Source organism: Salinicoccus roseus (genome assembly GCF_003814515.1).
Taxonomy (GTDB): Bacteria; Bacillota; Bacilli; order Staphylococcales; family Salinicoccaceae; genus Salinicoccus; species Salinicoccus roseus.
In genome coordinates this window covers 34,150-57,807 of record NZ_RKQJ01000004.1, presented here as the reverse complement: position 1 = coordinate 57,807, position 23,658 = coordinate 34,150, and the positions used below count along the sequence as shown (strand labels likewise).

27 protein-coding genes are annotated in these 23,658 nt (G+C 50.0%); 18 read left to right on the top strand and 9 right to left on the bottom strand.

Translation table 11 applies throughout. The annotated features are described in order from the left end of the window. The first annotated feature begins 51 nt into the window (after positions 1-51). The 3 genes from EDC33_RS11245 to EDC33_RS11235 all read left to right on the top strand — a co-directional run bounded on the left by EDC33_RS11245 (position 52) and on the right by EDC33_RS11235 (position 3,570). Positions 52-570, top strand: coding sequence for a DoxX family membrane protein (locus tag EDC33_RS11245; protein ID WP_124011268.1), 519 nt, complete (start codon positions 52-54; stop codon positions 568-570). Between the two features lie 145 nt (positions 571-715). Then, positions 716-2,008, top strand: coding sequence for a DUF2254 domain-containing protein (locus EDC33_RS11240; RefSeq protein WP_170156418.1), 1,293 nt, complete (start codon positions 716-718; stop codon positions 2,006-2,008). Positions 2,009-2,139: 131 nt separating this feature from the next. Further along, entirely contained in the window at positions 2,140-3,570 is a 1,431-nt protein-coding gene (locus tag EDC33_RS11235) for an NAD-dependent epimerase/dehydratase family protein (RefSeq protein WP_124011266.1), read from the top strand. A gap of 68 nt (positions 3,571-3,638) precedes the next feature. Here EDC33_RS11235 and EDC33_RS11230 read toward each other — a convergent pair whose 3' ends face one another. Both EDC33_RS11230 and EDC33_RS11225 read right to left on the bottom strand, forming a co-directional pair. Further along, positions 3,639-4,415 (bottom strand): cytochrome c oxidase assembly protein, encoded by a 777-nt coding sequence (locus EDC33_RS11230; RefSeq protein WP_124011265.1) that lies wholly within the window; start codon positions 4,413-4,415, stop codon positions 3,639-3,641. A 1-nt stretch (position 4,416) separates the two neighbouring features. Next, positions 4,417-4,893 carry a DUF2243 domain-containing protein gene (locus tag EDC33_RS11225; protein WP_124011264.1) on the bottom strand — a complete coding sequence of 159 codons (477 nt, stop codon included), beginning with the start codon at positions 4,891-4,893 and terminating at the stop codon, positions 4,417-4,419. A gap of 247 nt (positions 4,894-5,140) precedes the next feature. Between EDC33_RS11225 and EDC33_RS11220 the strand changes: the two genes are divergently transcribed. The 3 genes from EDC33_RS11220 to EDC33_RS11210 all read left to right on the top strand — a co-directional run bounded on the left by EDC33_RS11220 (position 5,141) and on the right by EDC33_RS11210 (position 7,772). Further along, positions 5,141-6,340, top strand: a complete 1,200-nt coding sequence (locus tag EDC33_RS11220; RefSeq protein ID WP_124011263.1) for an amidohydrolase — start codon at positions 5,141-5,143, stop codon at positions 6,338-6,340. A 163-nt stretch (positions 6,341-6,503) separates the two neighbouring features. Continuing rightward, the gene (locus tag EDC33_RS11215; RefSeq protein WP_124011262.1) at positions 6,504-6,782 is read left to right on the top strand and encodes a DUF3219 family protein; all 279 of its coding nucleotides are present in this window, start codon (positions 6,504-6,506) and stop codon (positions 6,780-6,782) included. Between the two features lie 12 nt (positions 6,783-6,794). Then, positions 6,795-7,772 (top strand): LLM class flavin-dependent oxidoreductase, encoded by a 978-nt coding sequence (locus EDC33_RS11210; RefSeq protein WP_124011261.1) that lies wholly within the window; start codon positions 6,795-6,797, stop codon positions 7,770-7,772. A 30-nt stretch (positions 7,773-7,802) separates the two neighbouring features. Here EDC33_RS11210 and EDC33_RS11205 read toward each other — a convergent pair whose 3' ends face one another. After that, complete coding sequence (locus tag EDC33_RS11205; protein WP_124011260.1) at positions 7,803-8,768, bottom strand: threonine ammonia-lyase; 966 nt, start codon at positions 8,766-8,768, stop codon at positions 7,803-7,805. A 137-nt stretch (positions 8,769-8,905) separates the two neighbouring features. On the opposite strand from EDC33_RS11205, the gene EDC33_RS11200 reads away from it, so the two are divergent. From EDC33_RS11200 to EDC33_RS11155, 10 genes are all read left to right on the top strand, one after another. Further along, positions 8,906-9,901 (top strand): zinc-binding dehydrogenase, encoded by a 996-nt coding sequence (locus EDC33_RS11200; RefSeq protein ID WP_124011259.1) that lies wholly within the window; start codon positions 8,906-8,908, stop codon positions 9,899-9,901. A gap of 153 nt (positions 9,902-10,054) precedes the next feature. Next, positions 10,055-10,378 carry a YrhK family protein gene (locus EDC33_RS11195; RefSeq protein WP_124011258.1) on the top strand — a complete coding sequence of 108 codons (324 nt, stop codon included), beginning with the start codon at positions 10,055-10,057 and terminating at the stop codon, positions 10,376-10,378. A 25-nt stretch (positions 10,379-10,403) separates the two neighbouring features. Further along, complete coding sequence (locus EDC33_RS11190; protein WP_124011257.1) at positions 10,404-10,820, top strand: universal stress protein; 417 nt, start codon at positions 10,404-10,406, stop codon at positions 10,818-10,820. 161 nt (positions 10,821-10,981) lie between these two features. Then, positions 10,982-11,233, top strand: coding sequence for a hypothetical protein (locus tag EDC33_RS11185; protein WP_094907256.1), 252 nt, complete (start codon positions 10,982-10,984; stop codon positions 11,231-11,233). Continuing rightward, positions 11,220-12,716 carry a sodium:solute symporter family protein gene (locus tag EDC33_RS11180; RefSeq protein ID WP_094907255.1) on the top strand — a complete coding sequence of 499 codons (1,497 nt, stop codon included), beginning with the start codon at positions 11,220-11,222 and terminating at the stop codon, positions 12,714-12,716. Before EDC33_RS11185 ends, EDC33_RS11180 begins: the two co-directional genes overlap by 14 nt. Further along, on the top strand, positions 12,700-13,290 hold the full coding sequence (locus EDC33_RS11175) for a hypothetical protein (RefSeq protein WP_124011256.1): 591 nt from the start codon (positions 12,700-12,702) through the stop codon (positions 13,288-13,290). The genes EDC33_RS11180 and EDC33_RS11175 overlap by 17 nt, the downstream gene beginning before the upstream one ends. Positions 13,291-13,378: 88 nt before the next feature. Beyond that, positions 13,379-14,095, top strand: a complete 717-nt coding sequence (locus tag EDC33_RS11170; RefSeq protein ID WP_124011255.1) for a hypothetical protein — start codon at positions 13,379-13,381, stop codon at positions 14,093-14,095. A gap of 85 nt (positions 14,096-14,180) precedes the next feature. After that, positions 14,181-14,963, top strand: coding sequence for a Cof-type HAD-IIB family hydrolase (locus EDC33_RS11165; RefSeq protein WP_124011254.1), 783 nt, complete (start codon positions 14,181-14,183; stop codon positions 14,961-14,963). Between the two features lie 190 nt (positions 14,964-15,153). Beyond that, a complete protein-coding gene (locus EDC33_RS11160) occupies positions 15,154-15,819 on the top strand; it encodes a Crp/Fnr family transcriptional regulator (protein WP_229716764.1) in 666 nt (221 codons plus the stop codon). A gap of 88 nt (positions 15,820-15,907) precedes the next feature. Beyond that, complete coding sequence (locus tag EDC33_RS11155) at positions 15,908-16,375, top strand: Dps family protein (RefSeq protein WP_040105307.1); 468 nt, start codon at positions 15,908-15,910, stop codon at positions 16,373-16,375. A 52-nt stretch (positions 16,376-16,427) separates the two neighbouring features. Here EDC33_RS11155 and EDC33_RS11150 read toward each other — a convergent pair whose 3' ends face one another. Beyond that, positions 16,428-18,020, bottom strand: coding sequence for a BCCT family transporter (locus tag EDC33_RS11150; protein WP_124011253.1), 1,593 nt, complete (start codon positions 18,018-18,020; stop codon positions 16,428-16,430). Positions 18,021-18,191: 171 nt separating this feature from the next. Here EDC33_RS11150 and EDC33_RS11145 point away from each other — a divergent pair, with 171 nt between their 5' ends. Both EDC33_RS11145 and wrbA read left to right on the top strand, forming a co-directional pair. Continuing rightward, positions 18,192-18,632: a MarR family winged helix-turn-helix transcriptional regulator gene (locus tag EDC33_RS11145; RefSeq protein WP_094907249.1), complete on the top strand. Its 441-nt coding sequence runs from the start codon at positions 18,192-18,194 to the stop codon at positions 18,630-18,632. A gap of 42 nt (positions 18,633-18,674) precedes the next feature. Further along, positions 18,675-19,286, top strand: a complete 612-nt coding sequence (wrbA, locus tag EDC33_RS11140; protein WP_040105304.1) for an NAD(P)H:quinone oxidoreductase — start codon at positions 18,675-18,677, stop codon at positions 19,284-19,286. A gap of 54 nt (positions 19,287-19,340) precedes the next feature. On the opposite strand, the gene EDC33_RS11135 is transcribed toward wrbA, so the two are convergent. The 5 genes from EDC33_RS11135 to EDC33_RS11115 are packed head-to-tail and all read right to left on the bottom strand — an operon-like array spanning position 19,341 to position 23,642. Continuing rightward, the gene (locus EDC33_RS11135; protein ID WP_124011252.1) at positions 19,341-19,994 is read right to left on the bottom strand and encodes a metal-dependent transcriptional regulator; all 654 of its coding nucleotides are present in this window, start codon (positions 19,992-19,994) and stop codon (positions 19,341-19,343) included. A 17-nt stretch (positions 19,995-20,011) separates the two neighbouring features. Continuing rightward, positions 20,012-21,121, bottom strand: coding sequence for a metal ABC transporter permease (locus EDC33_RS11130; RefSeq protein WP_229716765.1), 1,110 nt, complete (start codon positions 21,119-21,121; stop codon positions 20,012-20,014). Further along, a complete protein-coding gene (locus tag EDC33_RS11125) occupies positions 21,118-21,996 on the bottom strand; it encodes a metal ABC transporter permease (RefSeq protein WP_188358218.1) in 879 nt (292 codons plus the stop codon). The genes EDC33_RS11130 and EDC33_RS11125 overlap by 4 nt, the downstream gene beginning before the upstream one ends. Next, the gene (locus EDC33_RS11120) at positions 21,989-22,714 is read right to left on the bottom strand and encodes a metal ABC transporter ATP-binding protein (protein WP_124011251.1); all 726 of its coding nucleotides are present in this window, start codon (positions 22,712-22,714) and stop codon (positions 21,989-21,991) included. Before EDC33_RS11120 ends, EDC33_RS11125 begins: the two co-directional genes overlap by 8 nt. Before the next feature lie 13 nt (positions 22,715-22,727). After that, positions 22,728-23,642 carry a metal ABC transporter solute-binding protein, Zn/Mn family gene (locus tag EDC33_RS11115; protein ID WP_124011250.1) on the bottom strand — a complete coding sequence of 305 codons (915 nt, stop codon included), beginning with the start codon at positions 23,640-23,642 and terminating at the stop codon, positions 22,728-22,730. Positions 23,643-23,658 lie beyond the last annotated feature (16 nt).

The following is a 23,658-nucleotide window of genomic DNA, read 5'->3' as shown; positions in this document are numbered from 1 at the left end:
ACATATAATGAACCTATAGAAAAGAACGGATAACAGAGAGGAGAAATACAAATGATCAGACGGTTTAGGGAAAATAAGGCGAGCAAATATGTATTACTTATTTTGAGGATATTCCTCGGGTTTGGCTGGTTTACGAGTGGTTTGGGCAAAGTGATGAATGGCTTCGATGCTTCAGGATATCTGCAGAATGCAGTCCAGAATCCTGTAGTCGGTCCGGACGGCAGTGCAGTCTATCCGTGGTATACATTCCTTGTGGAAAATGTCTTTCTGCCGATGGCACCGATCGTCAACGTCATGATTCCATGGGGTGAAGTGCTTGTCGGACTCGGATTGCTTCTCGGGGGACTGACCGCATATGCTGCATTCTTCGGACTGATGATGAACTTCGCATTCCTGTTTGCAGGCACAGTCTCAGTAAACCCGCTCTACATCCTCATCGGCTTGGTCATACTTGCTGGAGGCCACAAGGCGGGAAGCCTCGGAGTGGACCACTTCCTGTATCGTGAGAATGAAGATGGCACATCCCGCAGGTTCAAGTTCCCGACGAGAAAGCGCGAAGTGACTGAATAGTTCATGTTTCATCAAGGACCCAGTTCCATATGGAGCCGGGTCTTTTGCCGCGTCTCATTCCCGTGGGTCGTCCCTGACCTTCTATTGAGTATTCACCCCATCCCGGTTATGATTGATTTAACAGCTATGAAAATGGGGTATGATGATGAAATTCCTGAAAACAATAAGAAACAGCATATGGGTCATTCCTGTGATCTATTGTCTGATGGCGCTTGCTTTGGCTCTGATTGTCGTCTACATAGACATGAAGATACTGCCGCTGCTCAACTTCGAGCTGGCGTTTTTCCTGGCGACATCGGTCGATCTGGCCAAAGAGATCCTCGGTTCGATTTCGGGGGCACTGTTGACGATGACAACGATTACGTTCTCCACCATCATGGTAGTGCTGACTACATATTCATCCCAGTTCTCCCCACGGGTGCTCACCAACTTTGTGAATGACAGGAGGACGATGCGGGTCCTTGGTGTCTTCATGGGCGGTTTTCTGTATTCGATCCTGTCCCTGGCCTTCATGCAGCAGGCCACATTCGAAGGGGAAGTCATTTCGGCGATTGTGGCGGTCATGCTTGCCGTACTCTGCCTTTTCTTCTTTGCGTACTTCATCCATTTCGTCGCTTCCAGCATACAGGTCAGCAACCTCATCAATTCTCTCGTCGAGGATGTGAAGGACGAGATAGAAAAGGAAGAAAAGAGGATCGATCAGGATCATGTTGCAGTAAGCGGGCTGAAGCCGGAGGTGGTGGAGTCGTATGACGCGACGACTGCACTCCAGTCCGAAGACTTCGGATTCATTCAGTTCATGAACCATGACAGGCTGTTTGAATGGGCCGAGGAGAACGGGGCTGTCATCCATGTCGAGCAGCTGGTGGGGGAGTTTGTGACGACCTCTACCATCCTTATCACCATCCATCACGATGAAGGGACTGAAATCCCGGACAGTCTGATCAGGAATATTGAGCTCGGCAAGGAACGGAGCGTATATCAGGATGTCGACTATGGCCTGCAGAAGATTGTGGATGTTGCGATACGTGCGCTGTCCCCCGGGATCAATGACCCCAACACCGCTGTCCAGTGCATCCACTACCTTTCCGAAGCGCTCATAAAGAATTTCAAATATACCGGTACGTACGTCATATACAATGATGAAAAGCATCTGGGACGACTGGTGGTTAGAAGAAGCAGTGTGGAAGATAAACTCTATAAGATGCTGTCGCAGATCAGTTTCTACGGGAGGCAGGATGTGACGATCCTCAGGACGCTCATTGAGGCTCTCGAGAATATCGCCCTGAATAGTACAGATGATGTGAAGCGGGATATAGAAGCATTCAGCCGCTATGTATATGATGGTTTCGATGAGGGTGTACTGTATGATATTGATTACAAATATATCAATGAGAGGCAAGTCCGTTTAAGTGAAGCGTTGAACAGGGCGGAGTAATATGGACATATTGATGGAATGGTACCCGATGGGAGTGGGGTACCATTTTTAATGCGGATTTCTAGTGGCTGGTCTAAATATTTCATTTCAGGGTATAAGTACGTATTGAAAAGAAGAAAAGGGGATGAATGTTGATGAGAATATTACTGACCGGTGCGTCCGGATATATTGGCGGAAATCTTCTGGAGAAGCTCAAAGAAAATCATGAGATCATAGCGATCTCCAGACATGCGGATAATAAGGAAGACGAAGAGAATGTCACATGGAAGGAAGCGGATCTCTATTCACAGATAGATATCGAGAATGTGATGGAGGATATAGATATTGCAGTATACCTCGTCCATTCCATGCAGCCCTCATCAAAGCTTTCGCAGGCGAAGTTCGCAGATATGGATGCGATACTCGCAGATAATTTCGCATGGGCTGCCAAGCAGAAGGGCGTGAAGCGGATCGTCTATCTGAGCGGCATCATTCCGGATGATGATACACTTTCAGAACACCTGGCAAGCCGACTGGAATGTGAAAGGATACTTGGTGCCTACGGGATTCCCGTGACCACACTGCGTGCCGGACTGATTGTGGGACCGAAGGGGTCTTCCTTCCCGATCCTCCACAACCTGGTGAAGCGCCTGCCGGGGCTTCTGCTCCCATCCTGGGCATACAACAGGACGCACCCGGTGGCACTGAAGGATGTCATTACAGGTTTGACTCGGGTAATCGAAAGGGAGTCCAGCCGAAATGAATCCATCGATATCGGCGGGCCCGAGGAAAAGTCCTACAGACAACTTTTTGAAGAGACGGCGGAAGTCATGGGCAAAAAGCTGCCGATGATCGATGTGCCGATCATCCCGATCACACTTTCCAAGCTCTGGGTCAGCCTGATTGCGCAGAAGCCGAAAGAGATGGTCTACCCATTACTTGAAAGTCTTTCGCATAACATGGTGATGAGGGATGAGAACTGCGTAGAGGGCATATCAGATGCACCAACGAGCTTCAAGGACAGTGTCCGTATCGCGCTGGATGATGAAATAGATTCAAGCACCAAAAAAGGCATTGAAATCATACAGAAAAGCGACATAGAGAAGAACGATGTGAAATCCGTCCAGCGTATAAGGATTCCAAAGCAATGGACGATAAATGATACAGCCGACTACTATGTGAACTGGCTGTCCCGAATCGGAGGGAAATTCATAAGTACGCGTGTGAAGGACAAGGAGACATCAATTGCACTGCCTCTGTTCAAATCGCCGATCCTAATTCTGGAGAAATCGGAGGAGCGTTCGTATGAAGACCGGATCCTCTACTACATTAAAGGAGGAAAGTTCTCCCAGACTAGGGAGGACGGCCGGGCGCGCCTCGAGTTCCGCCGTGTGCTGGATACGGATGAAGTATTGATTGCCATCCACGAGTACGAACCGACGCTTCCATGGATCCTCTATACTGTTACGCAGGCGAAAATCCACCTGCTGGTCATGAAGGCTTTCGGGTTTGAAACACGCTTGCTTGCAAACATGCTGGATTCACAGTATGCGAAATATGTCTCCAACCCTAATGCAGAATAGATGGAAAGGAAGACAACAGGATAATTTCCCGGGAAATATGAAGAAGACGAAAAAAGACAGCAGGTCCGCTAGGTGGGGCCTGCTGTCTTCTGCATTTTTGGAGACCGTGCCCGATACCACTGCCAACACAGTATGATGATCAATCCGACATCGATGACATCACCGCCATAGTACATCAATAGTGCGCCGCTTTCTCCTGCATCCTTTGGGATGCCTTCGGGAGGCGCTGCGTAGATGAGCTTGGATAGCACTTTATGGAAACCGAGTGCAAGTATGAGCACGAGGGCCCGGTACATGTAGCTGTATCTATGCGTTGTGATATCGATGTAGATAAGTGAGATTGTGAATAGATACCCTGCAAGGAAGACATGCAGGTGGATCAGGGCATAGAGCCATGCCGACATGTGCATCATCGTGAACAGGCCGGTCATATAGATCAGGAACAGGCCGCCGATGTTCAGAGTGGCTGCAACCAGCGGATTGGTGATGAAGCTGATATGGCGGCTGTTGAGCAGACGGCTCAATTTTTTCGCTGATCGGACATTTAGAGTGCGCATGAGCAATGTCATCGGCCTGCCGAATACGAGGAGAAGCGGAGCCAGCATGCCCACCAGCAGATGCCCCATCATATGTGCAGTGAAATTCGTATGCGACAGTTGGGCGAGCGGCCCGGTGAGGGCGGAAGCAGCCAGGACAACCCCGGCCGACCATAATATAAAACGGTGGAAGGGCCATTTTTTGTGCTTCTTACCCGATATATACATACCAGCCGGGTACAGGATCAGGGCAGCAAGCGCAATTAAGGCGGCAGCTATTTCGATGGGGAGGAAGTTTGCGTGTTCCATATCATCGGGCCTCACTTGGTTTCATATGCTTCCTGGCCTGAGTGAACAGAACAGTGCCGATGATCAGCAGCATGAGGCCGGAAATGTTCCAAGCCAAGTCGTAGGGCAATATTTCGACCCCATATCGCACCTGGTGGATCTGCAGCAGCTTATGGTTCACGATTCCATCAAATACCTGGAATCCTCCAAGCCCGAGGAATAATGATGCAGTCCATGTCCGCATATGGGCAATATGCCGCCGCTGTATATCTGCAAACATGAACAGGCCGGCAACCAGCGCAAACAGTGCAAAAGCATTCAACAGACCATCGGACAATATGCCGATGAATGGTGTGAAAAGGTCGTAGAAATGATGCCATTGCAGCAGCTGGTGGAAGATGATTTCGTCAATCAGCGCCATCAGCCCGATACCGAAAAGAACTCCGGACCAGATGTTCATAGCTGGCTTGGCATGGCTGATTTCCTGTTTTCTTGCCATTGTATCCTCTCCTGTCAAACAAAGTTATAATTCACTTACCCGAAATTGGGGGTAATAAAGGATTTGAACATTTCGAACGTCATCATGAATAATGGCCGAGCTTTCATTTTGTGAAGATATACTAAAAAATGTGATAAACATTCTCTTATGTGTAAAATTAACCCTGTCTGGTATTCATGATGAAATCGATAGTGATACAATAACTGAATAGAATAAATTTTTTGATTTTAAAAGGTGGAGGGATTTCATGTCTGTTAAAGAAAAGTTGTTGCAGAAGCTTGAAGAGAAAGAAGAGAGAATGATTGCAATCAGGCGCCATCTTCATGAAAATCCGGAGTTGTCTTTCGAGGAGGAGAATACGGCGAAGTACATCGCAGACTTCTATGACGGCAAGGATGTCACGGTGACGACGGGCGCCGGAGGGGGCCATGGGGTCATTGTGGAAATTGAAGGTGCTTCAGCCGGAAAGGTGATCGGGATCCGTGCCGACTTCGATGCATTGCCGATCGAGGAGGAAGCGGATGTGCCATTCAAGTCCAAAAAGAAAGGTGTCATGCACGCATGTGGACATGATATGCATACGGCCTATATGCTGATTCTTGCGGAATCCCTCTATGAGCTCAGAGATGAATGGAGTGGAACAATAAAGGTGATCCACCAGCATGCTGAGGAAGTGCCTCCAGGCGGAGCCAAGGGCATCGTCGAGTCCGGGATATTGGATGATCTGGATGAAGTCTACGGCATACATATCTTCCCGAACTTTGAAGTGGGGGAAGTCATCCTGGCAGAGGGTGAATCGATGGCTGGACGGTCCAACTTCGACCTCAAAATCCAGGGGAAAGGCGGCCATGCCGCGATGCCGAGCACAGCGAAGGATGCATTGGTGGCCGGCGCCCATTTCGTCACACAAGTACAGACGGTCGTCTCAAGAAGAATGGATCCAGCAGACCTGGTGGTTGTCACCGTAGCTTCATTCGATGCACCGGGCGGCTACAATGTCATCCAGGATTCGGTGACATTGAGAGGTACCGTGAGATACATGAGCGAAAAGAACAAAGTGCCGGCATATGAAGCAATCAAGGGTATTGCCGAATCCCTGGAAAGTGCATTTGGAGTAACGGTCGACCTCGACTACAAATACGACTACCCTGTGCTCTACAATACACCTGAGCTTGCCCATGCCGTGGAAGACATTCTGAAGCCGAACATTGGTGGATATCTGAAAGGCGTAGAATTCGGCAAGCCGTTGTCAGGGTCTGAGGATTTTGCCTATTATCTTGAAAAGACAGCGGGCGCCTTCTACTATATCGGCGCCAAGCCTGAAGGCGTGGACGAGCCGTATATGAACCATCATCCTAAATTTGAAGCCAATGAAGGTGCACTTCTGATGTCAGCAAAAACCCTGGGTGAAGTCGTTCTTGGACGACTGCAGCAGGACAGCCGGTAAAGCAAAGAATCAAGGACGAACACGACTGTTGGAAAAAAGAAAGAAGAGCGAATAGCTTCCGCCCCGCCATTCCAATTTTTGGATGTGGTGGGGCATTCATTTTGAGCACCTCCATCCATATGGGGAGGGCGGCTGTGTTATTCTTGGGGAAAAGGATGAGAATATGGTTCGTAATATAGTTCTGAATGATACGGAAATTGAAGTGAAGCATTATGATAGAAAGACTGAAGAAGGACATCAGGTAGTATCCTTCATCTTTGATGTGACGAGCGAAGAATACCACGATGTTACGGTCCTTCTATATAAAGGCACATTCGATATCAGGATTCCGGAGGAAGGCCTGGATTTCAAGGGAACGATCATCAATTATTCAACTTCCCTCGACAACCTCTATGAAGAAGGTCAGACTGGCGAGTTCAGGGTCACACTACAGGAAGTATAAGGAGCAGGAGATATGAAACTGAGTATTTTGGATCAGGCGCCGATATCCAATGGTCAGACGGCGTCCGAAGCACTTGAGGCCTCGGGAAAGTTGGCCGAGGTGGGCGACAGGTACGGCTATACCAGGTTCTGGGCGGCTGAGCACCATGCATTACCGGGTCTCGCCTCGAGTGCCCCGGAAGTGATGCTCGGCTATGTCGGTGCCCATACGAAACGGATCAGAATCGGCTCTGGAGCTGTATTGCTGCCCTACTACAAACCGTATAAAGTGGCAGAGAGTTTCAATATGCTTGCATCGCTTTTCAAGGATCGGGTGGATATCGGCATCGGCAGGGCACCGGGCGGCCCGGCAGAAGCGTCCGAAGCACTATCCGACGGGTTTCTGCAGCAGGTGTTCAAAATGCCCGAACTGGTCGATGAACTGGCTGACTATATCGATGGGGAGGCGGACCTCGCCGCCAACCCGGAGCCGCCGGTCAAACCTGCGCTCTGGATGCTCGGCACAAGCAGAAAAAGTGCCGCATTCGCAGCGGAGAAGGGACTCTCCTACTGTTTTGGGCAGTTCATGAGTGAGGAGGACGGCAAGGAGATTCTTGCGCATTACCGTAAAAACTTCACACCACGCAGTAAAGGCCAGAGTCCGGAGACGATCATGGGGGTCTCCGTCGTCTGTGGAGAAACGACGGAAGCTGCCCACGATATCGCATACAGCTGGCTCATCTGGCAGATTCAGCAATCCCACGGTGAAACCCGGGGCATCCCGTCGATCGAAGAGGCGAAAGCCTGCGAATTGACAAAGGAGGATGAAGAGAAGCTTCAAGCCATGCGGGACCAGATGATCATCGGCAATCCCGACGAAGTCGTGGATGAGCTCAAACGCATCCAGGAGGTATCCGGGGTGGATGAGTTCATGATCATCACCATCACCTTCTCGCCGGAGGATAAAAGGAATTCGTATCGGTATATAGCAGAAGCACTGGATGAAAAATGAAGCCGCCTGGGCCAGGCGGCTTCATTTTCATTATATGCCATAGCTGACATCATCCAGTTGTCTCAACTGATCGAAGCCGACATTGCCTCCGGAGATGACAAAGCAGACCTTCTCGTCCTTATTCGGGGTATAGGTGTCCTCGAGTACTGCAGCCAGCCCTACTGCTGAGGAAGGTTCCGCAAGGATCCTGCCTTCCATCAGCAGCATCTTCATCGCTTTCAGGATCGATGCATCTTCAGCTTTGAGCATGCCATCCACATACTTCTGTACCACCGGGAAATTGCGGCCGCCGGGCTGTGCGGAAACCAGTGCATCGGCAATCGTCCGGCGGCTCTCCACTTTCACCCGCTCCCCGTGTTCCAGGCTTTCACTGTACCGGGGGATTGCTGCAGATTCTGCACCGAGGATGCCGATGCCGGAGCCGCTTTCCTTCATGGCGGTCAGTATCCCGCCAAGCATTCCGCCGCCGCTTGTGGGTACAATGACGGTGTCGAGGGAAGGGTGCTGGTCCATGATCTCCAGTCCCATGGTCCCCTGTCCCGCCATGATGTCATCATCATCATAGGGATGAAAAAGTGTGTATCCATTCTCTTCGGCCATCCTTTCGCTGACGTTGAAGCGCTCTGTGACAGTGGAGTATACAATCTCCGCACCGAGCTGTGCAATGGCCTTCACCTTGAACGGCGGTGCAGTATCGGGAATGACGACGGTTGCTCGGATTCCAAGCTCACGGGCGCCGTAGGCGACTGCCTTGCCATGGTTTCCCGATGAGGCGGTGACGATGCCCCTCTGTTTTTCTTCGCTGGAGAGTTTGAGTATCTTATTGATCGCTCCCCGGTATTTGAAGGCACCGGTCACCTGCATGTTTTCGAGCTTGAGATGGACTTCGCATCCAAGAAGCGCATCAAGTGCGTGGGCTCTGAGCAATGGTGTTTTTATGATATGGGATCCGATCCTCGGCTGTGCTTCTTTGACCATTTCCAAGGTTAATGTCATGAGATCCCTCCTTTTCTCCCCATTATACATCAGCATGAAAAACTCGCAATTTTTCAAAAATACAAGCACTTCATTTGCCGAGGATGATGTAAGCGTCTTATGATTGATGGGAGTAGAAAGAATGAGGAGGAGCATAGATGAAAGCAGTGTTTCATGAGAAGAAGAAAGGTCTTGAAGGTTTGAACTACGGAGAGATGGAGTTGCCTGAGCCGGGGAAAGGAGAGGTCAGGGTCAGACTCCGCTCGGCAGGACTGAACCATAGGGATCTGTTTGTGCCCGAAAGGCATAAGCCGGAAGACCCTGCCCTCATCCTGGGATCAGATGGTGCAGGCGTCATCGACGCGGTTGGCGCAGGCGTAGAGAAGGTTGAAGCGGGCGATGCAGTCATCGTCAATCCGGCCCTGGGATGGCAGAAGAACAGCGATGTGCCGCCTGAAGGGTTTGACATTGTAGGCCTCCCGGGACACGGCACCTTTGCAGAATATATCGTCGTCCCGGAGGAGAATGCTGTGCCGAAGCCTGAATACCTATCATGGGAGGAAGCGGGGGCATTCGCCTTATCCGCCATGACGGCCTATCGTGCCCTCTTCACCCGCGGTGGTCTGGAAGCGGGGATGAGCGTTCTGATTCCAGGAGGTACCGGCGGGGCCGGGATATACCTCATCCAATTTGCAAAAGCCAAGGGAGCGACGGTCTACATCACTTCACGCTCCGAGGAAAAGCGCAGAAAGGCCTTGGAACTCGGTGCGGATTTCGCCATCGACAGTGAAGCCGACTGGGATGAGGAAATGGACGGCAAAAAGGTCGATGTGGTCATCGAAAGCGTCGGTGCCTCCACATTCAACAAGGCGCTTGACCAGCTCAAACGTGGCGGAACTCTCGTTGCTTTCGGTGCTTCTACAGGAGACACGGTGGAATTTAACTTGAGGAAATTCTTCTATGGCCAGTTCAACCTCCTAGGCTCCACGATGGCAAGCACGGAAGAGCTGCATCAGATGCTCGAATTCTCAGAGAAACATCAGATCAGACCAATCATCGATCAGGCACATCCATTGTCCGGATATGAAGAAGCCTTCAAATATTTGGAGAGTGCGGATATGATGGGTAAAATTGCATTTACAATCGAAGGATAGGCAGAAGTATGTAGTGGTGGACATGGCTTGGCATTTCGTGTCCACCTTTTTTGGTTTTGGCACAAGGCACATGTGGCCTTCGGTTAGGTTCATTACCGAGCGGGTATTGTTAAAACCAAGTGGATTTATAAGCATCGACAGGAGATGACTTGAATGCCGAGGCTCAAAAATGAAAAGAACGTATACGAACTGGACGTCGGCCGATTTGAAATCTTCTTCAGGAAGCGCTACAAATTGCTTGCAATCATAAACGACCTGTCCCTTGGTCTTTGGTTTACAATCGGCAGCATCATGTTCTTCTGGAGTTCGACCCAGACAATCGGGACATTGCTGTTTCTGCTCGGCAGTCTGCAGCTTCTTGGCCGCCCGATCCTTAAGCTGATGCACGCCTTTTTTGTGAAGAGGGAGGCACGCAGAAGCAGCGGGGGCGGAGATGAAGAAGATCCGGAAACGACATATCGGAATGGAACGGATTGAAATGAATTGATGAGAGGATGAACGGATGCATTATAAAAACATACTTCTGGCAATAGACGGCTCGGAAAACAGCAGGAGGGCCGCATACGAAACCGCAAGGCTGGTGGGAGGGGACACGAATATCACTGTCCTGCATGTACTGGATCCGGATGATACACAAAAGGATGTTGTACGCTCAAGTACAGAGAGGAACTGGGACAAGCAGAAGAAGGATATACTTTCTTCCATCATCGGCCACTTTGATGAAGCGGACATAAATCATAAATACCTGACAAGACGGGGGCTCCCTTCCCTTAAGATCATTGAAGAAGCGAATTCCGGAAACTATGAGGTGCTGGTCATTGGCAGCAGGGGTCTGAACATGTTTCAGGAGATGGTGCTCGGCAGCGTCAGCCATAAGGTGGCGAAACATTCCAAAATACCGGTGATGATCATCAAATAGGTACCTCCTTAAAGGAAGTGCCTATTTTTATATGTCTTGCGCCCGGAAAAAGCATGTGATAATTTTAATGAAGCACAAGTATTCGAAAATTCAGAAAATGGAGGGTGCGGAAAACTACAGTAATCAACAAGGGGAAAAATATCAATTTGGAGGGGATGGAAATGGTACAACGCTCAAAATTCAAGGATCCGGGATTCATCCTTGCGATTGTCGTACTTCTGTATTCGGCAGTCGTATGGATCTGGTGGCCGCACGAAACATATGTGGCAGGAGTGGCGCTTACTGCCTGGCTCATGCTGGTCGGAATCATACTGTGGTTCACACTCGCAGTCGTCTATGTTTTCTGGATTGAACATGTGGAGAAATCGGTGAAGGAAGAGACGGAGAGGAGAGAGATGCATGAGAATAACTGAAGCGATCATCGTACTGCTGTATCTTCTATTCATGATTGGGATAGGACTCTACTTCTATAAAAGGGCGCGTTCATCCTCATCAGACTATTATACCGCCGGCTCCAACATCAATACATTTGTCGGTGCGTTTGCCATCGCAGCTGCCGTTGCCAGCTCAAGTTCACTGATGGGGGCAGTCGGCTCCGGCGTGACGCTCGGTCTGCCGTATTTCTTTGCATATGCATTCGGGGCGATCGGCATCCTGCCCTTTGCGATGTTCCTCATTTCAGGTCAGGTGAGAAGAGCGGGCGTCAAGACGATGCCGGACTTCTTCGACCAGAGGTTCGGACGCTCTGTTCAGATCCTTTCCGCCATCATCGTCGTGCTGGCGATGACATTCTATATGGTGCCGCAGCTGACGGCTTCAGGACTGATCGGGTCTTACGTTCTTGGTATTGATTATATATGGGCCGTCATCATCCTTGGCCTCGGGTTCACGATCTATGCGGCACTCGGGGGCATGTGGGCAATCACATACACCGATCTGTTCCAGGGAGCGATCATGCTCCTTGGTGTTATGGTACTCGCCATGTTCATACTGTTCGATCACAGCGGGATATTCACACTGCTGAGCGACGCGCTTGCAGTCGATCCGAATTTCGGTGATGTCACGCAGCCTTGGATGGCATATTTCGGCTTGTTCATCGCATTCCTATGGTTCGGCATCATATCTCCATCTGTCGTCATGCGTAACTTTGCATCAAGGGATGCGAAGACGGCACGCCGTTCATCCATGTGGGGGACGCTCATCTACCTGCTGCTCTTCTTGAGTGGCATGGTCGTGGCAATGGCCGGTGCCAGCCTCGGCATTGCAGACCAGCTGGACAATGCAGATATGATATTCGTATCGGTCATTGAACACTATCTGCCACCGATTGTAGGCGGCATCATGCTGGCGGGGCTCCTTGCCTCGATCATGTCTTCCGCTGATGCGATGCTGCTCGCCGTATCTGCAGGTGTTGCATATGATATATATAAGAAGAACATCAACAAAGATGCCAGTGAGCGCCTAATCACCCTGCTCAGCCTGATCGTCATGCTGGTGGCCAGTGTGGCAGGCATACTCATCGCCATCAACCCGCCCCAACTCATCGCAATCATGGTCGGCTGGGTGGGCGGATTCCTGTTATCCTCGTTCGGTATTCCATTTGTGCTCGGCATCTGGTGGAAGCGTGCCAACAAACAGGGTGCATTTGCCGGTATGCTTGGCGGCGCAGTCGTATTCCTCATACTCGTGTCACTGCAGATTCTGCCGACGAACGCCGAACCGATCATCGCTGCACCCATATCCCTGCTGCTCACCGTCGGTGTCAGCCTGATGACTGCACCACCGTCCAGGGAGATACAGAACCAGGTCGACCGTTATCATACGCATATTGAAGCGGAAGCAAAAGCAGAAGCTGTCATCCAGCCAGAGGGGTATGGATATGACTCTGATCGGTAAGCAGGAGAAATATATTGAACAGCTCGGGGAACAGACCGTGGAAGCACACGAACTCCCCGACTTCATCAGGAAATCCTTTGGCATGAAGGGGAAGTTGATCTCTGGAATGGGTGAAGATGCCATCAAAGCCGGCATCCATACTGCGGAGTTGATCTATCACCCCATGTGGATTGTACGGAATACAGTCGTTGCCACGCGGCGTCCCTTCAAACCGAAGCGCATACCGAATATGATATTCGTCGATGCCGTATCCGGATACCGGGGGCTGCTCTCCACCGTCCCATCCATATCAGAAATTAAAGTAGAGAAGGATAAGGTCATCACTCCTATCATCGGCGTGCAGTCGGTTGGACGATATATCAAGGATGTGCAGAGCAATCAGATAGACCGTTCCTATGTACTCAAGAAGCCCGACCATGAACAATCCAAGCCGAGACTCGTCCATCTGCCTCTATGGAAAGTTGAGATGGAGGGACGATCCGGCAGGGAAACACATTACATCAACGCAAATACAGGAGCCTCGGAGAATTTCATGAGCAGCCGCTGGGCAAGTGGCGTCGACCTGATGAAATAGAGGAGAAAGTTTAAAAGAGCATGGCTAAGCCATGCTCTTTTTGTCATTTTTCCCCCGGTATGGCATAATTCCCTAAGGAGGTATGACGATGATATTCACTATAACTTATATTCTATTGGCCGGTATCCTGATCCAGAACTTCTACACGCATTTCTTTTCGGAAAAAAGAAACTACTTCAGCTTCGACGATCGGCGCTTTACAGATGATGATTATCTTAAAGTTCAGGATCTCGGGATCGGTAGGATAGAACGCATTTTTCTCAATATTATGCTCGTGTTATCCCTCATCGCATTATCCATTCATCTGTTCTTCGATCCGATACTGTCGATATGGGCGATTGCATCGGTGGTCGCCATGCTGATGATTTTGAATGTCATTGTTGATTTGAAGCTTTATACAGTTACATATTCGAAGAGCCACCTGTTCATGGCCGGGTTCTGGCTGGTGCTCATCATTGGTGGTCTGGTCGCTTTTTGGAACCAGAGCGTAAATGATGTGGATATCGGGTTCGAAGCAGACGGTATCGCAATAAACGATGAAACACCAATTTCTTTTGATGAGATCGATCGTGTCGAAATGACATCGGAAGCACCAGAGATTCCATTCAACCATAATCTTTTCGGCACCCACCTGCAGCTTCACGGTTTCATGGAGGGTGAAGAAGCGTTATATGACATGAACATCGAAGATCGTACCAGTGACATGCTTGTCATTGTAACCGGGAATATCCACACCTACATCAATGACCGGGATGACTCTACAACGAATGAGTGGTATGAGAATCTGAAAGAGAAGACGGAATAGGGACTTTCTTTGACATGGAAGGCTTTTCATAATGTATGATGAGAGTGATCTAAAATTATAAAAAATTCAGGATGAGGTGCAGTGGATGAAGGACAAAAGCATAATTTTCTTTGATATTGATGGCACATTACTGAACCGGGAAAAGAAACTGCCGGAATCGACAAGGCGTGCAGTAGGGGAGTTGCAGGATGCTGGTCATATAGTAGCGATCGCGACGGGACGGGCACCGTTCATGTTCAAGGAACTCAGGGAATCGCTCGGCATCGAAACATACGTCAGCTTCAACGGCCAGTATGTGGTGCTGGAAGGAGAAGTCATCTACAAGAACCCTCTCGATGCAAAGGCGTTGGATAGGATGACTGAGGAAGCGCTCGAGAACGATCATCCGGTCGTCTATCTGAACGAAGATGACATGATGTCCAATGTTCCGGAGCACGAGTACATTACGGAAGGCATATCGACCTTGAAGCTCGATATGATGCCGGGACATGATCCGAGCTATCATGAGGTGAAGGAACTGTACCAGACACTGCTGTTCTGTCCGGAAGGGGAGGAGCAGCAGTACGAAGCGGCCTACGATGCCTTCGACTTCATCAGATGGCATCCTGTGTCTGTGGATGTGCTGCCTAAGGGCGGATCGAAGGCCAATGGGATTGAGAAGGTGATCGAGCGCCTCGGACTGCCTGCCGACAGGCAGTATGCATTCGGGGACGGACCGAACGACCTTGAAATGCTGAGTACCGTCCATCACAGCTTCGCCATGGGCAATGCAGCGGACAAGGTGAAGTCCCATGCAAAATATATCACCAAAGACGTGGATGAAGACGGCATTCTGCATGGTCTGCAAATGGCCGGGCTGATCAAATAGCGTATTACAGGAGAACCGCTCAAGCATCATCAGGGAACCGCATATATGGCGGTTCTTTTTTATTTTCAGGAATCATTGACTGCCATCAATTTTTAAACTGTCCCCTTGGTTTATAATGAGAAGTGGATGGGATATTGGAACAGCAGAATAAGCAGTAAGAAAAGAGAGTGTTGAACGGGGAGGAGATAATTTGGCAGCAAGTCATGGCAATCATAAGATGTGTGTCAGGAAAGTACCGATCTTCAATCATCTTACTGAAGGGGAAATGAATGAAGTATATGAGAAAGTGGAATCCCGGTCTTACGAAAAGAATGATCACCTTTATATGGCAGGAGACCCGAAAGATTCGCTGTTCGTCCTCCATCGTGGAAAGATCAGGATATACCGGCTGAATGAGGAAGGGAAGGAGCAGCTCATCAGGGTGCTGCTGCCGGGTGACTTTACGGGTGAACTGGCGCTTTTTGGGGGCGAGAAGCTGCATGATTCCTATGCGGAGATAGTGCAGGATTCAAGGGTGTGTGAAATCAGGAAGGCAGACCTCTATGTCCTGCTCAAGGAATATCCGGATATCGGCATCAAGATCATCGAACGGTTCTCGACACGGCTGAATGAAGTGGAGCAGCAGGCGACGAACATTGCATTGATGAACAGTGAGGAGCGTCTGATCGAATATATACGCACCCATGTCGATGACGAAGACTTCCTGAGACTCAAAATGACGAAGAAGGACCTCTCTTCATATTTGAGCATGCAGCCGGAGACATTGACTCGTATTTTCAAGAAGCTCGAAGCGGATGGAATGATTGGAAAAATCGACAACCGGACCTATCAGGTGCTGGATTATTCCATACTGTGACGAATATTTGAAGCCGTAGCGCACGCGTTTGAACAGTTCCGCCCAGGGTATAGTTATCATGATTACAATAAAGGATAGGTGATAATGGATGGCTAATTCAGACAATAAGCAGGAAGTAAGGGAAGCACTCAATCTACAGGTCGCCAATTTTACAGTACTATGGACGAAACTTCATAACTATCATTGGTATGTAAAAGGGCACAACTTCTTCTCCCTGCATGACAAATTCGAAGAGCTCTATGACACCGCGTCAACTTATGTGGATGAACTCGCGGAAAGGCTGCTTGCAATCGGAGGAGAGCCGATCGGGAAGCAGTCGGATGCCATCGAGAAGGCAAGCGTCAAGGAAGCGGAGTACGACATTGACGCAAATGAGATGGTAAGGCAGCTTGCACAGGACTATGATACTGTCATCAAGGAACTGGATGAAGGCAGAAAAATCGCAGAAGATGCCGGGGATGATCGTACGGCAGATATCTTCATCGGCATGATCACGGATATCGAAAAGAACAACTGGATGCTCAAATCCTTCCTCGGAAAAGAAGTCAGCCAGTAGCGGCACATTGAAAAGCGCGAACCTGCAAGTGCAGGTTCGCGCTTTCTTTGTGCTATTTCTTGTATCCGTAGACATCGACATCGTCGCTTGTCGGCTTTCTGATATTGTATTTCCATGCTTCGTCTTCGTCAATCATCTTCTTGACGGCATAGATGGTCAGGAACTGAAGGATGATGATCGGCAGTCCCATCATGCCCGAGACGACTTCAAGCGGTGCAAGTCCGCCGATCTGCATCAGCACAAGTGCCAGTCCTGTGATGACGAAAGCGACGAATATCCTCAGGAACTTCGATGGATCCTGTTCACTCATATCCTCCTTGCTGGTATAGGCGGCAATGGTGAATGTGGTGGAGTCGAGTGTCGTAGTCAGGAAGATCATCGCCATGATGATATAGAGCACCATGACGAGTCCGGACATGGGGAGGGTCTGCAGGATATCAGGAATTATCTGTACAGCTTCCTGTTCCTGGGCGAGTGCCAGAACGTCAAGCTCACCATTCTTCTGTCTGTGCACCCCAATGCCTCCGAGTACGCCTGTCGCGACCCAGGAAAGTGCAGTCGGTGCCAGGAGGTAGGTCAGGATCATTTCCTTTATTGTCCGGCCACGTGAAATCTTGGCTGCAAACACACTGTGAAGCATGGCCCACGTGGCACTATAGGCAATCCAGAAGATCATATGACTTCTCATATGGGCTGTCTGTTCCACTGCTACTGAATCGGTGAAGAACGAGTATGTGAGATAGTTGTTCAGCAGGTGGCCGATGGTATCGGTGAAGAAGTCCATGATGAAGATTCCAGGACCGACGATAAGTATGAAGATGGCCAGAAATGCAGCCAGGTACATGTTCAACAGACTGAGGCGCCGTATCCCTTTCTCTATCCCGAGGTAGGCACTCAATGAGAATAGTGCAACCCAGATGAACGTTACGATCATGGTCATTGTAAACGTCACTTCAGTGTCCAGCAGTGCGGCAAGGTTGGATGTAATGATCGGTGTCCCGAGTCCAAGTGTCACTGCGGCACCTGAGAGGATGCTTACAAGGAATAGGATGTCAATGAGGATGCCGCCGACGCCGTCGGTGAACCGATCACCAAAAATCACCCGCGTCGCCTCGGATATGCGCATCATCGGTCGTTTTTTTACGTGGATGATGTATGCGATGGCCGGAGCCGTCATTACGAATATTGAAAAGATCTGGAAGCTCCACATGTACATCGCGTAGGCGTTGCCCCAAAGGAAGGACTCCCCGGAGCCCGGTTCGATGCCGAATGGTGGATTGTTCGCCACTTCAGCCCACTGCACCATACCGGTTCTCATGATTGTGGAGCCGAGCCCCATGGCAATCAGGATGGAGGCATATGAGAACAATGAAAACCGGGGTTTTTCGTCCGGTTCACCAAGTACAACCTGCCCATATTTGGAAAAGGACAGGTAGAGGCCTGCAGCAAGCAGGATCGTCGCATACCAGATATAACCCCAGCCGAAGGAGGAAACGATCTGATCGAAGATGCCATTGAGCAGTTCCAGTGACTCCGATTCATAGAGGGAGAATGGAATACTGAGTGCCAGGATGAAGAGTACAGAAGGCAGGAAAATTTTCCAGTCTATCGTCTTGAACTCTTTGCGCTTCGGTTTGTTCGACATAGATATTCTCCTAACTTATTTTATTTTTTACATTCAATTAACATATACACTATGCTAACATATTAAAACATGAAATTTATATACCAGATGTGTGTTGGGGTATAATACAATGATATCAAGGTTCATCCATTCGATTCGGATGGAATTTTAGATGAATGGAGAAGTGAAGAAATGAAAGCGTCGAATAACAGGGAACTCTCCCTGAAACTCTATGTCGTCCTCCACCATGCATTCAATGCTTTCCAGACGGAAGCATTCAAGGATATGCGTACACATGGCCTCAACCCGACGGCCTTCGCTGTATTGGAACTCCTCTACAGCAAAGGGCCACAGCAGGTACAGCACATCGGGGAGAAAGTGCTGATATCCTCGAGCTCAATCACCTACGTGGTCAATAACCTCGAGAAGGAGGACTATGTCAAAAAGGAGCAGTATGAAGCGGACCGCCGTGTTTCATACGTTTCACTCACGGGTAGAGGACAAGCGTTGATGGATAAGATATTCCCTGAGCATGCCGAGCGCCTGGAACAGGCGGCGGATGGCCTCGATCCGAAAGAGAAGGCACAATTGATCGAACTGCTCAAGAAGCTGGGGAAGAATGTTTCGATATAGCGTATCTTATCCGTGACACCATTCTTACAAAGGAGAGATATCATGGCAGAACTGAATCTGGCAATAGTCTATTATAGTTCGACTGGTACCAATCATCAGATGGCCCAATGGGCTGAAGAAGCAGGTAAGAGTGTTGGCGCGAATGTAAGATTGCGCAGAGTGCCTGAGACGGCACCGATGGAAGCGATAGAGCAGAACCCTGCTTGGAAAGAACATTACGAGAAGACGCAGGATGTGGAAGAGGCGACGACTGAAGATCTGGACTGGGCAGATGCCATCATCTTCAGTGCACCGACGCGCTTTGGGGTGGAAGCATCCCAATTCCGTGCGTTCATCGATACGACCGGGGGACTTTGGGGTCAGGGCAAGCTGGTCAATAAAGTGGTCAGTGCCATGTCCTCTGCACAGAACTCCCACGGTGGACAGGAAGCGACAGTATTGTCCATCTATAAAACGATGGCCCACTGGGGTGCAATCATCGTGCCTCCTGGCTATACAGACCCTGTACAGTTTGCATCCGGAGGAAATCCTTACGGTGTGTCTGCAACAGCAGGCGAAGATGGCATCGTGGAAGATATTGAAGAAGCGGTGAAGCATCAGGCGAAACGCACCGTCGAAACCGCCAAGTGGATCAAGGACGGACAGGGAAAGTAAAAATTCAATGAAATTGTAGAAGCCTTCTCCCCTGATGGGAGAAGGCTTCTTATATTATATATTCTCAACAAAAAGATACTGGGCGACCGTCTGACTGACCTGGATTTCCTTCCCGGTTGTTCCATGCTGGACTGTAAGGAGGTCGAGTCCACTATCCCTGTCTGTGACTGTAATCGGGTCACCGATCTTCAAGTCATGATTTTTAAAGTAGTGGTGAAGTTTTTCGTCATCGACGATTCGGGAGATGCGGACGGGTGCGCCGATTTCCGCTTCCGTCAGATGTATCGTGCTCGCTTCCTGGTCATCCATATGATCGATCGAGATGACACCCCCGTGGGGGCAGTGTGAAGGATTCCCGAGGTAGTCTTCAAGTCTATCCGCAAGCACAGAACTTGTTGAATGTTCCAGAAGTTCAGCTTCCGTATGGACCTCGTTGATCGGGAAGCCGAGATGTTTCACAAGGAACACTTCCCACAGACGATGCTTCCTTATCAGTTTCTTCGCGTATTCCGTTCCTTCCCTGGTCAGCTTGCTGCCTTTATAGGGTGTATAGGCGACCCATCCAGCCTTGACGAGACTGTGCATCATCTCTGTCACGGTGGGTGGGGAAATATTCAAGCGGCTGGCTATCTCCTTGTTGGGGACCTGTTCGGTCCTGCCGCCGAGTTCGAACAGTATCTTCAAGTAGTCTTCTTTAGTGGGACTCACATCCACCCCTCCATTCCTCAATAGTGGTCATTCATTTCAGGCAGTTCATATTTGATGCGCGTATAGTGGGTGAATTCGACACCCCGCTGTGTCAGCCTGTAGTTCTTATTATGCTTTTCAATGTATTCATTCATCAGCAAGTGATCGATGTGACGGTTGAACCGCTTTGGCGTCAGGTTGAAATGTGACATGATCTCTTCCTGTGTCAAAGATTCATGGGACTTTTCATTCAGAAGCATCAGTATCATTGCACGATTGAACTGCTTTTTCTGGCGTGTCTTCTGGACAAAGCTGCTGACCCATCCGTTGGAATTGAACAGGAACACGATCATGAATGTGATCAGTGCAATGAAGGATGTCGTGCCTGCTACGGACAGGTCGAAGTAGAGGCTTGTATAGTAGCCGGCGACACTGTTCAGGACTGCAAAAGACAGGGCGAGAATGATCATCGTCCCCATGCGCCTGACAAGAAGATAGGCGGTAAGCGCAGGGGCGACGAAGAAATTGATGACGAGGATCGATCCTACTGCATCGAAGGCAGCGACGGCGGTGACGGATACGAGTGTCATCAGTGCATAGTGGATGAATGCGACTGAGAAGCCGGCAATATATGCAAATTTCGGATCAAAGCTCGTAATCTTCAGCTCCTTGTAGAACAATAGGACGAATGCAATATTGATGAGCAGTATGATCGAGAGCTGCCACAGCGCATTCGGAATGCTGAGGCCGAAAATCTCGATACGGTTGAATGGTGCAAAGATGACTTCGCCCATGAGTACGACATCCATGTCCAGATGGACATCACCGGCATATTTCGAAACGAGAATGATGGCGACGGCGAAAAGAGCGGTGAAAACGAACCCGATGGCAGCATCCTGACGGATCAGCCGGGTCTGCGAGACCAGTTCTATGATATAGACGGTGAGCACACCGACGAGGCTTGCTGCAATGATGAGCCATGGCGAACGGATATCATTCGTGATGAAGAATGCGAGGACGATGCCGAGCAGTATCGTATGGCTGATCGCGTCCGTCACCATGGCCATGCCGCGCAGTACAAGGAATACACCAAGCAGGCTGGTCGCCATCGCTGTCACGATGAGTACAAAAAGGACTTCGATCATCATGTGCGTTCACCAAACTTCCTTCTATGGATGCTGCGTCTGAGCAGTCCTTTCCTTGAAAAGAGCATGGAAAAGACGACGAAGGCGGACAATACAAGTATGATTGCAGGCCCTGTGGCGATATCATCCCCGGCCGTGCTGATATAGGTGCCGATGAATGCCGCGATGGCACCTGTAGTGCCGGCAATGAGCAGTACATTCAAAAAACGGTCCGACCACAGCTGGCCGATCACCGCAGGGGCGATCAGCAGGTTGACGATGAGGATGGCTCCGACAGCCTTGAGACCTACCGCAATCAGTGTGATTGTGATGGCCAGAACCATGAAGTTCATCAAGGGATTGCTGATTCCGATGCTGCGGCTGTATATGGGGTCGAATATATATATTTTAATCTGCTGGTAGAACAGTGAAAATATGAGCAGGCTCAGGATGGAGGCAGCGATTATGAGATACACATCACTCCTCAGCATGTAGGCGGCCTGGCCGAATATATAATCGGAAAGGCCCTGCGTCCCGTCAAAATCCGGGTTCCCCTGGACAAAGCTCATCAACGCCATGCCAAGTCCAAAGAATGAGGATAGTACAAGTGCAAGTGCACTGTCCAGTGTGATTTTGGAATGCTCCGTAATGAGCTGGATGGTCAAGAATGCAACGATGCCGAGTATCAGGGCTCCGAGTGCGAGAGAAAGTGTGTCTCGGATGCCGACGAGCATGAAGGCAATCACGATGCCGGGGAAGGTGGCATGACCGACGGCATCTCCGATCAGACTTTGGCCCTTGATTACACTGACGGTTCCGATGATGCCCGATGCAAAGGCCAGTATGACAGTGCCGAATGCGACGATGAGGAAGGTGTAGCCGGATAATATATCAATCATGGGCACGACTCATCTCATAGTAGGCCCTGTTGATGTTTTTCCTATTCCATACGGAGCCGATAGTGCCTTCCGCAATGACGGTCTTGTTCAGTATGACGACATGGTCGAAGTATTCTTCCACCGTATCCAGATGGTGGTGGACGACGATGAACGTCTTGCCTTCCTGTTGGAGCTGCTTCATTATATCGATGATCAGCTTTTCGGTGGTGATGTCGATCCCCTGCAGAGGTTCGTCCATGATGTATATGTCTGCATCCTGGGCGATGGCGCGGGCAATGAATACACGCTGCTTCTGGCCGCCCGAAAGCTCGGATATCTGACGGTTTCTGAAGCCTTCCATCTTCATCGTCTCCAGCGCGGACAGCGCGATGCTTTCATCCTTTCTGTTCGGCCGCTTGATCCATCCTTTATGGACATAGCGGCCCATCAGGACGACATCCAGGACAGTGGCTGGAAAATCCCAGTTCACTTCGCCTTTCTGGGGCACATATGCTACGCGCTTCAGCGCATGTCTGGCATCCCGTCCTTCAATTTCAATCTTTCCGGATACGGGGCGGATCAGCTTCATGATCGATTTGATGAGTGTCGACTTGCCGGCACCGTTGGGACCGACTATGGCAGTCCTGCTGTTTTCCTGTATCGACATGTTGACGTGCCATAATGCCGGTTTCTCATGGTAGGCGACATTCAGGTCCTTTACAGTGATGAGTGGTGTCATATATTTTCCTCCTCTATTTCAGGTGCTCGGTAATCGTATCGATATTGTGCCTGAACATGCTGATGTACGTATCACCGCTGTCCCCTTCCTGGGCGAGCGAGTCGGATAGGAGTGCTTCTCCTTCGCTTCCGACGACTTCAACGGCGCCTCCTCTGGAGTCGATGATTTCCTGAAGCCGTTTCATCTGATCCGGGTTTGTAGTGGTTTCCACAAATATGGCTTTGATGTCCCGGGACATGATGAGGTTGGCTGTTTCTTCTATCGTACTGTTCGAGACTTCGGAGTCGGTGGAGATGCCCTGGGGTGCATGGACTTCGAGGTCGTAGTTGGATGCCAGGTACCCGAAGGCGTCATGCGGGGTGATGACCAGCCGGGACGACGGCGGGATCTCTTCGATGCGGTCCCCGACATAGGCATCGAGGGCATCCAATTCTTCGAAGTATGCATCCCTGTTTCGAAGGAACGTGTCCCTGTGTTCGGGATATGCCTCCGCCAGTGTTTCATAGACGGTGTTTGTGGCCGATTTATAGAGGTCGATGTCAAACCAGAAGTGTGGGTCTGCTTCGCCTTCACCTTCAAACATCAGCTTGTCTTCACTGAAGTTTTTTGTGACGGATACACCTTCATCCAGTACATCGACCATGCGGCCTTCGAAGTTCAACCCCTGGTAGATCAGAGTGTCAGCTTCCAGAATCAGCTTCAGGTCACTGGCCTTCGGCTGGTAGATGTGCGGATCCTCCCCGGCAGGGATGACCAGGGAAGTATCAAATGCATCAGTATCTTCACTGATGACCTGGACCATATCGTATATGAAGGTGGTCGTTACGACGACATCAGGCCGGCCGTCTTCGCTGCTTTCGGCTTCACTGCATCCCATGAGCAGCATCAAGGACGCAGCCAGAATGAAGAACGGGTGAATTTTATTCATGGTATCCCTCCTGCCA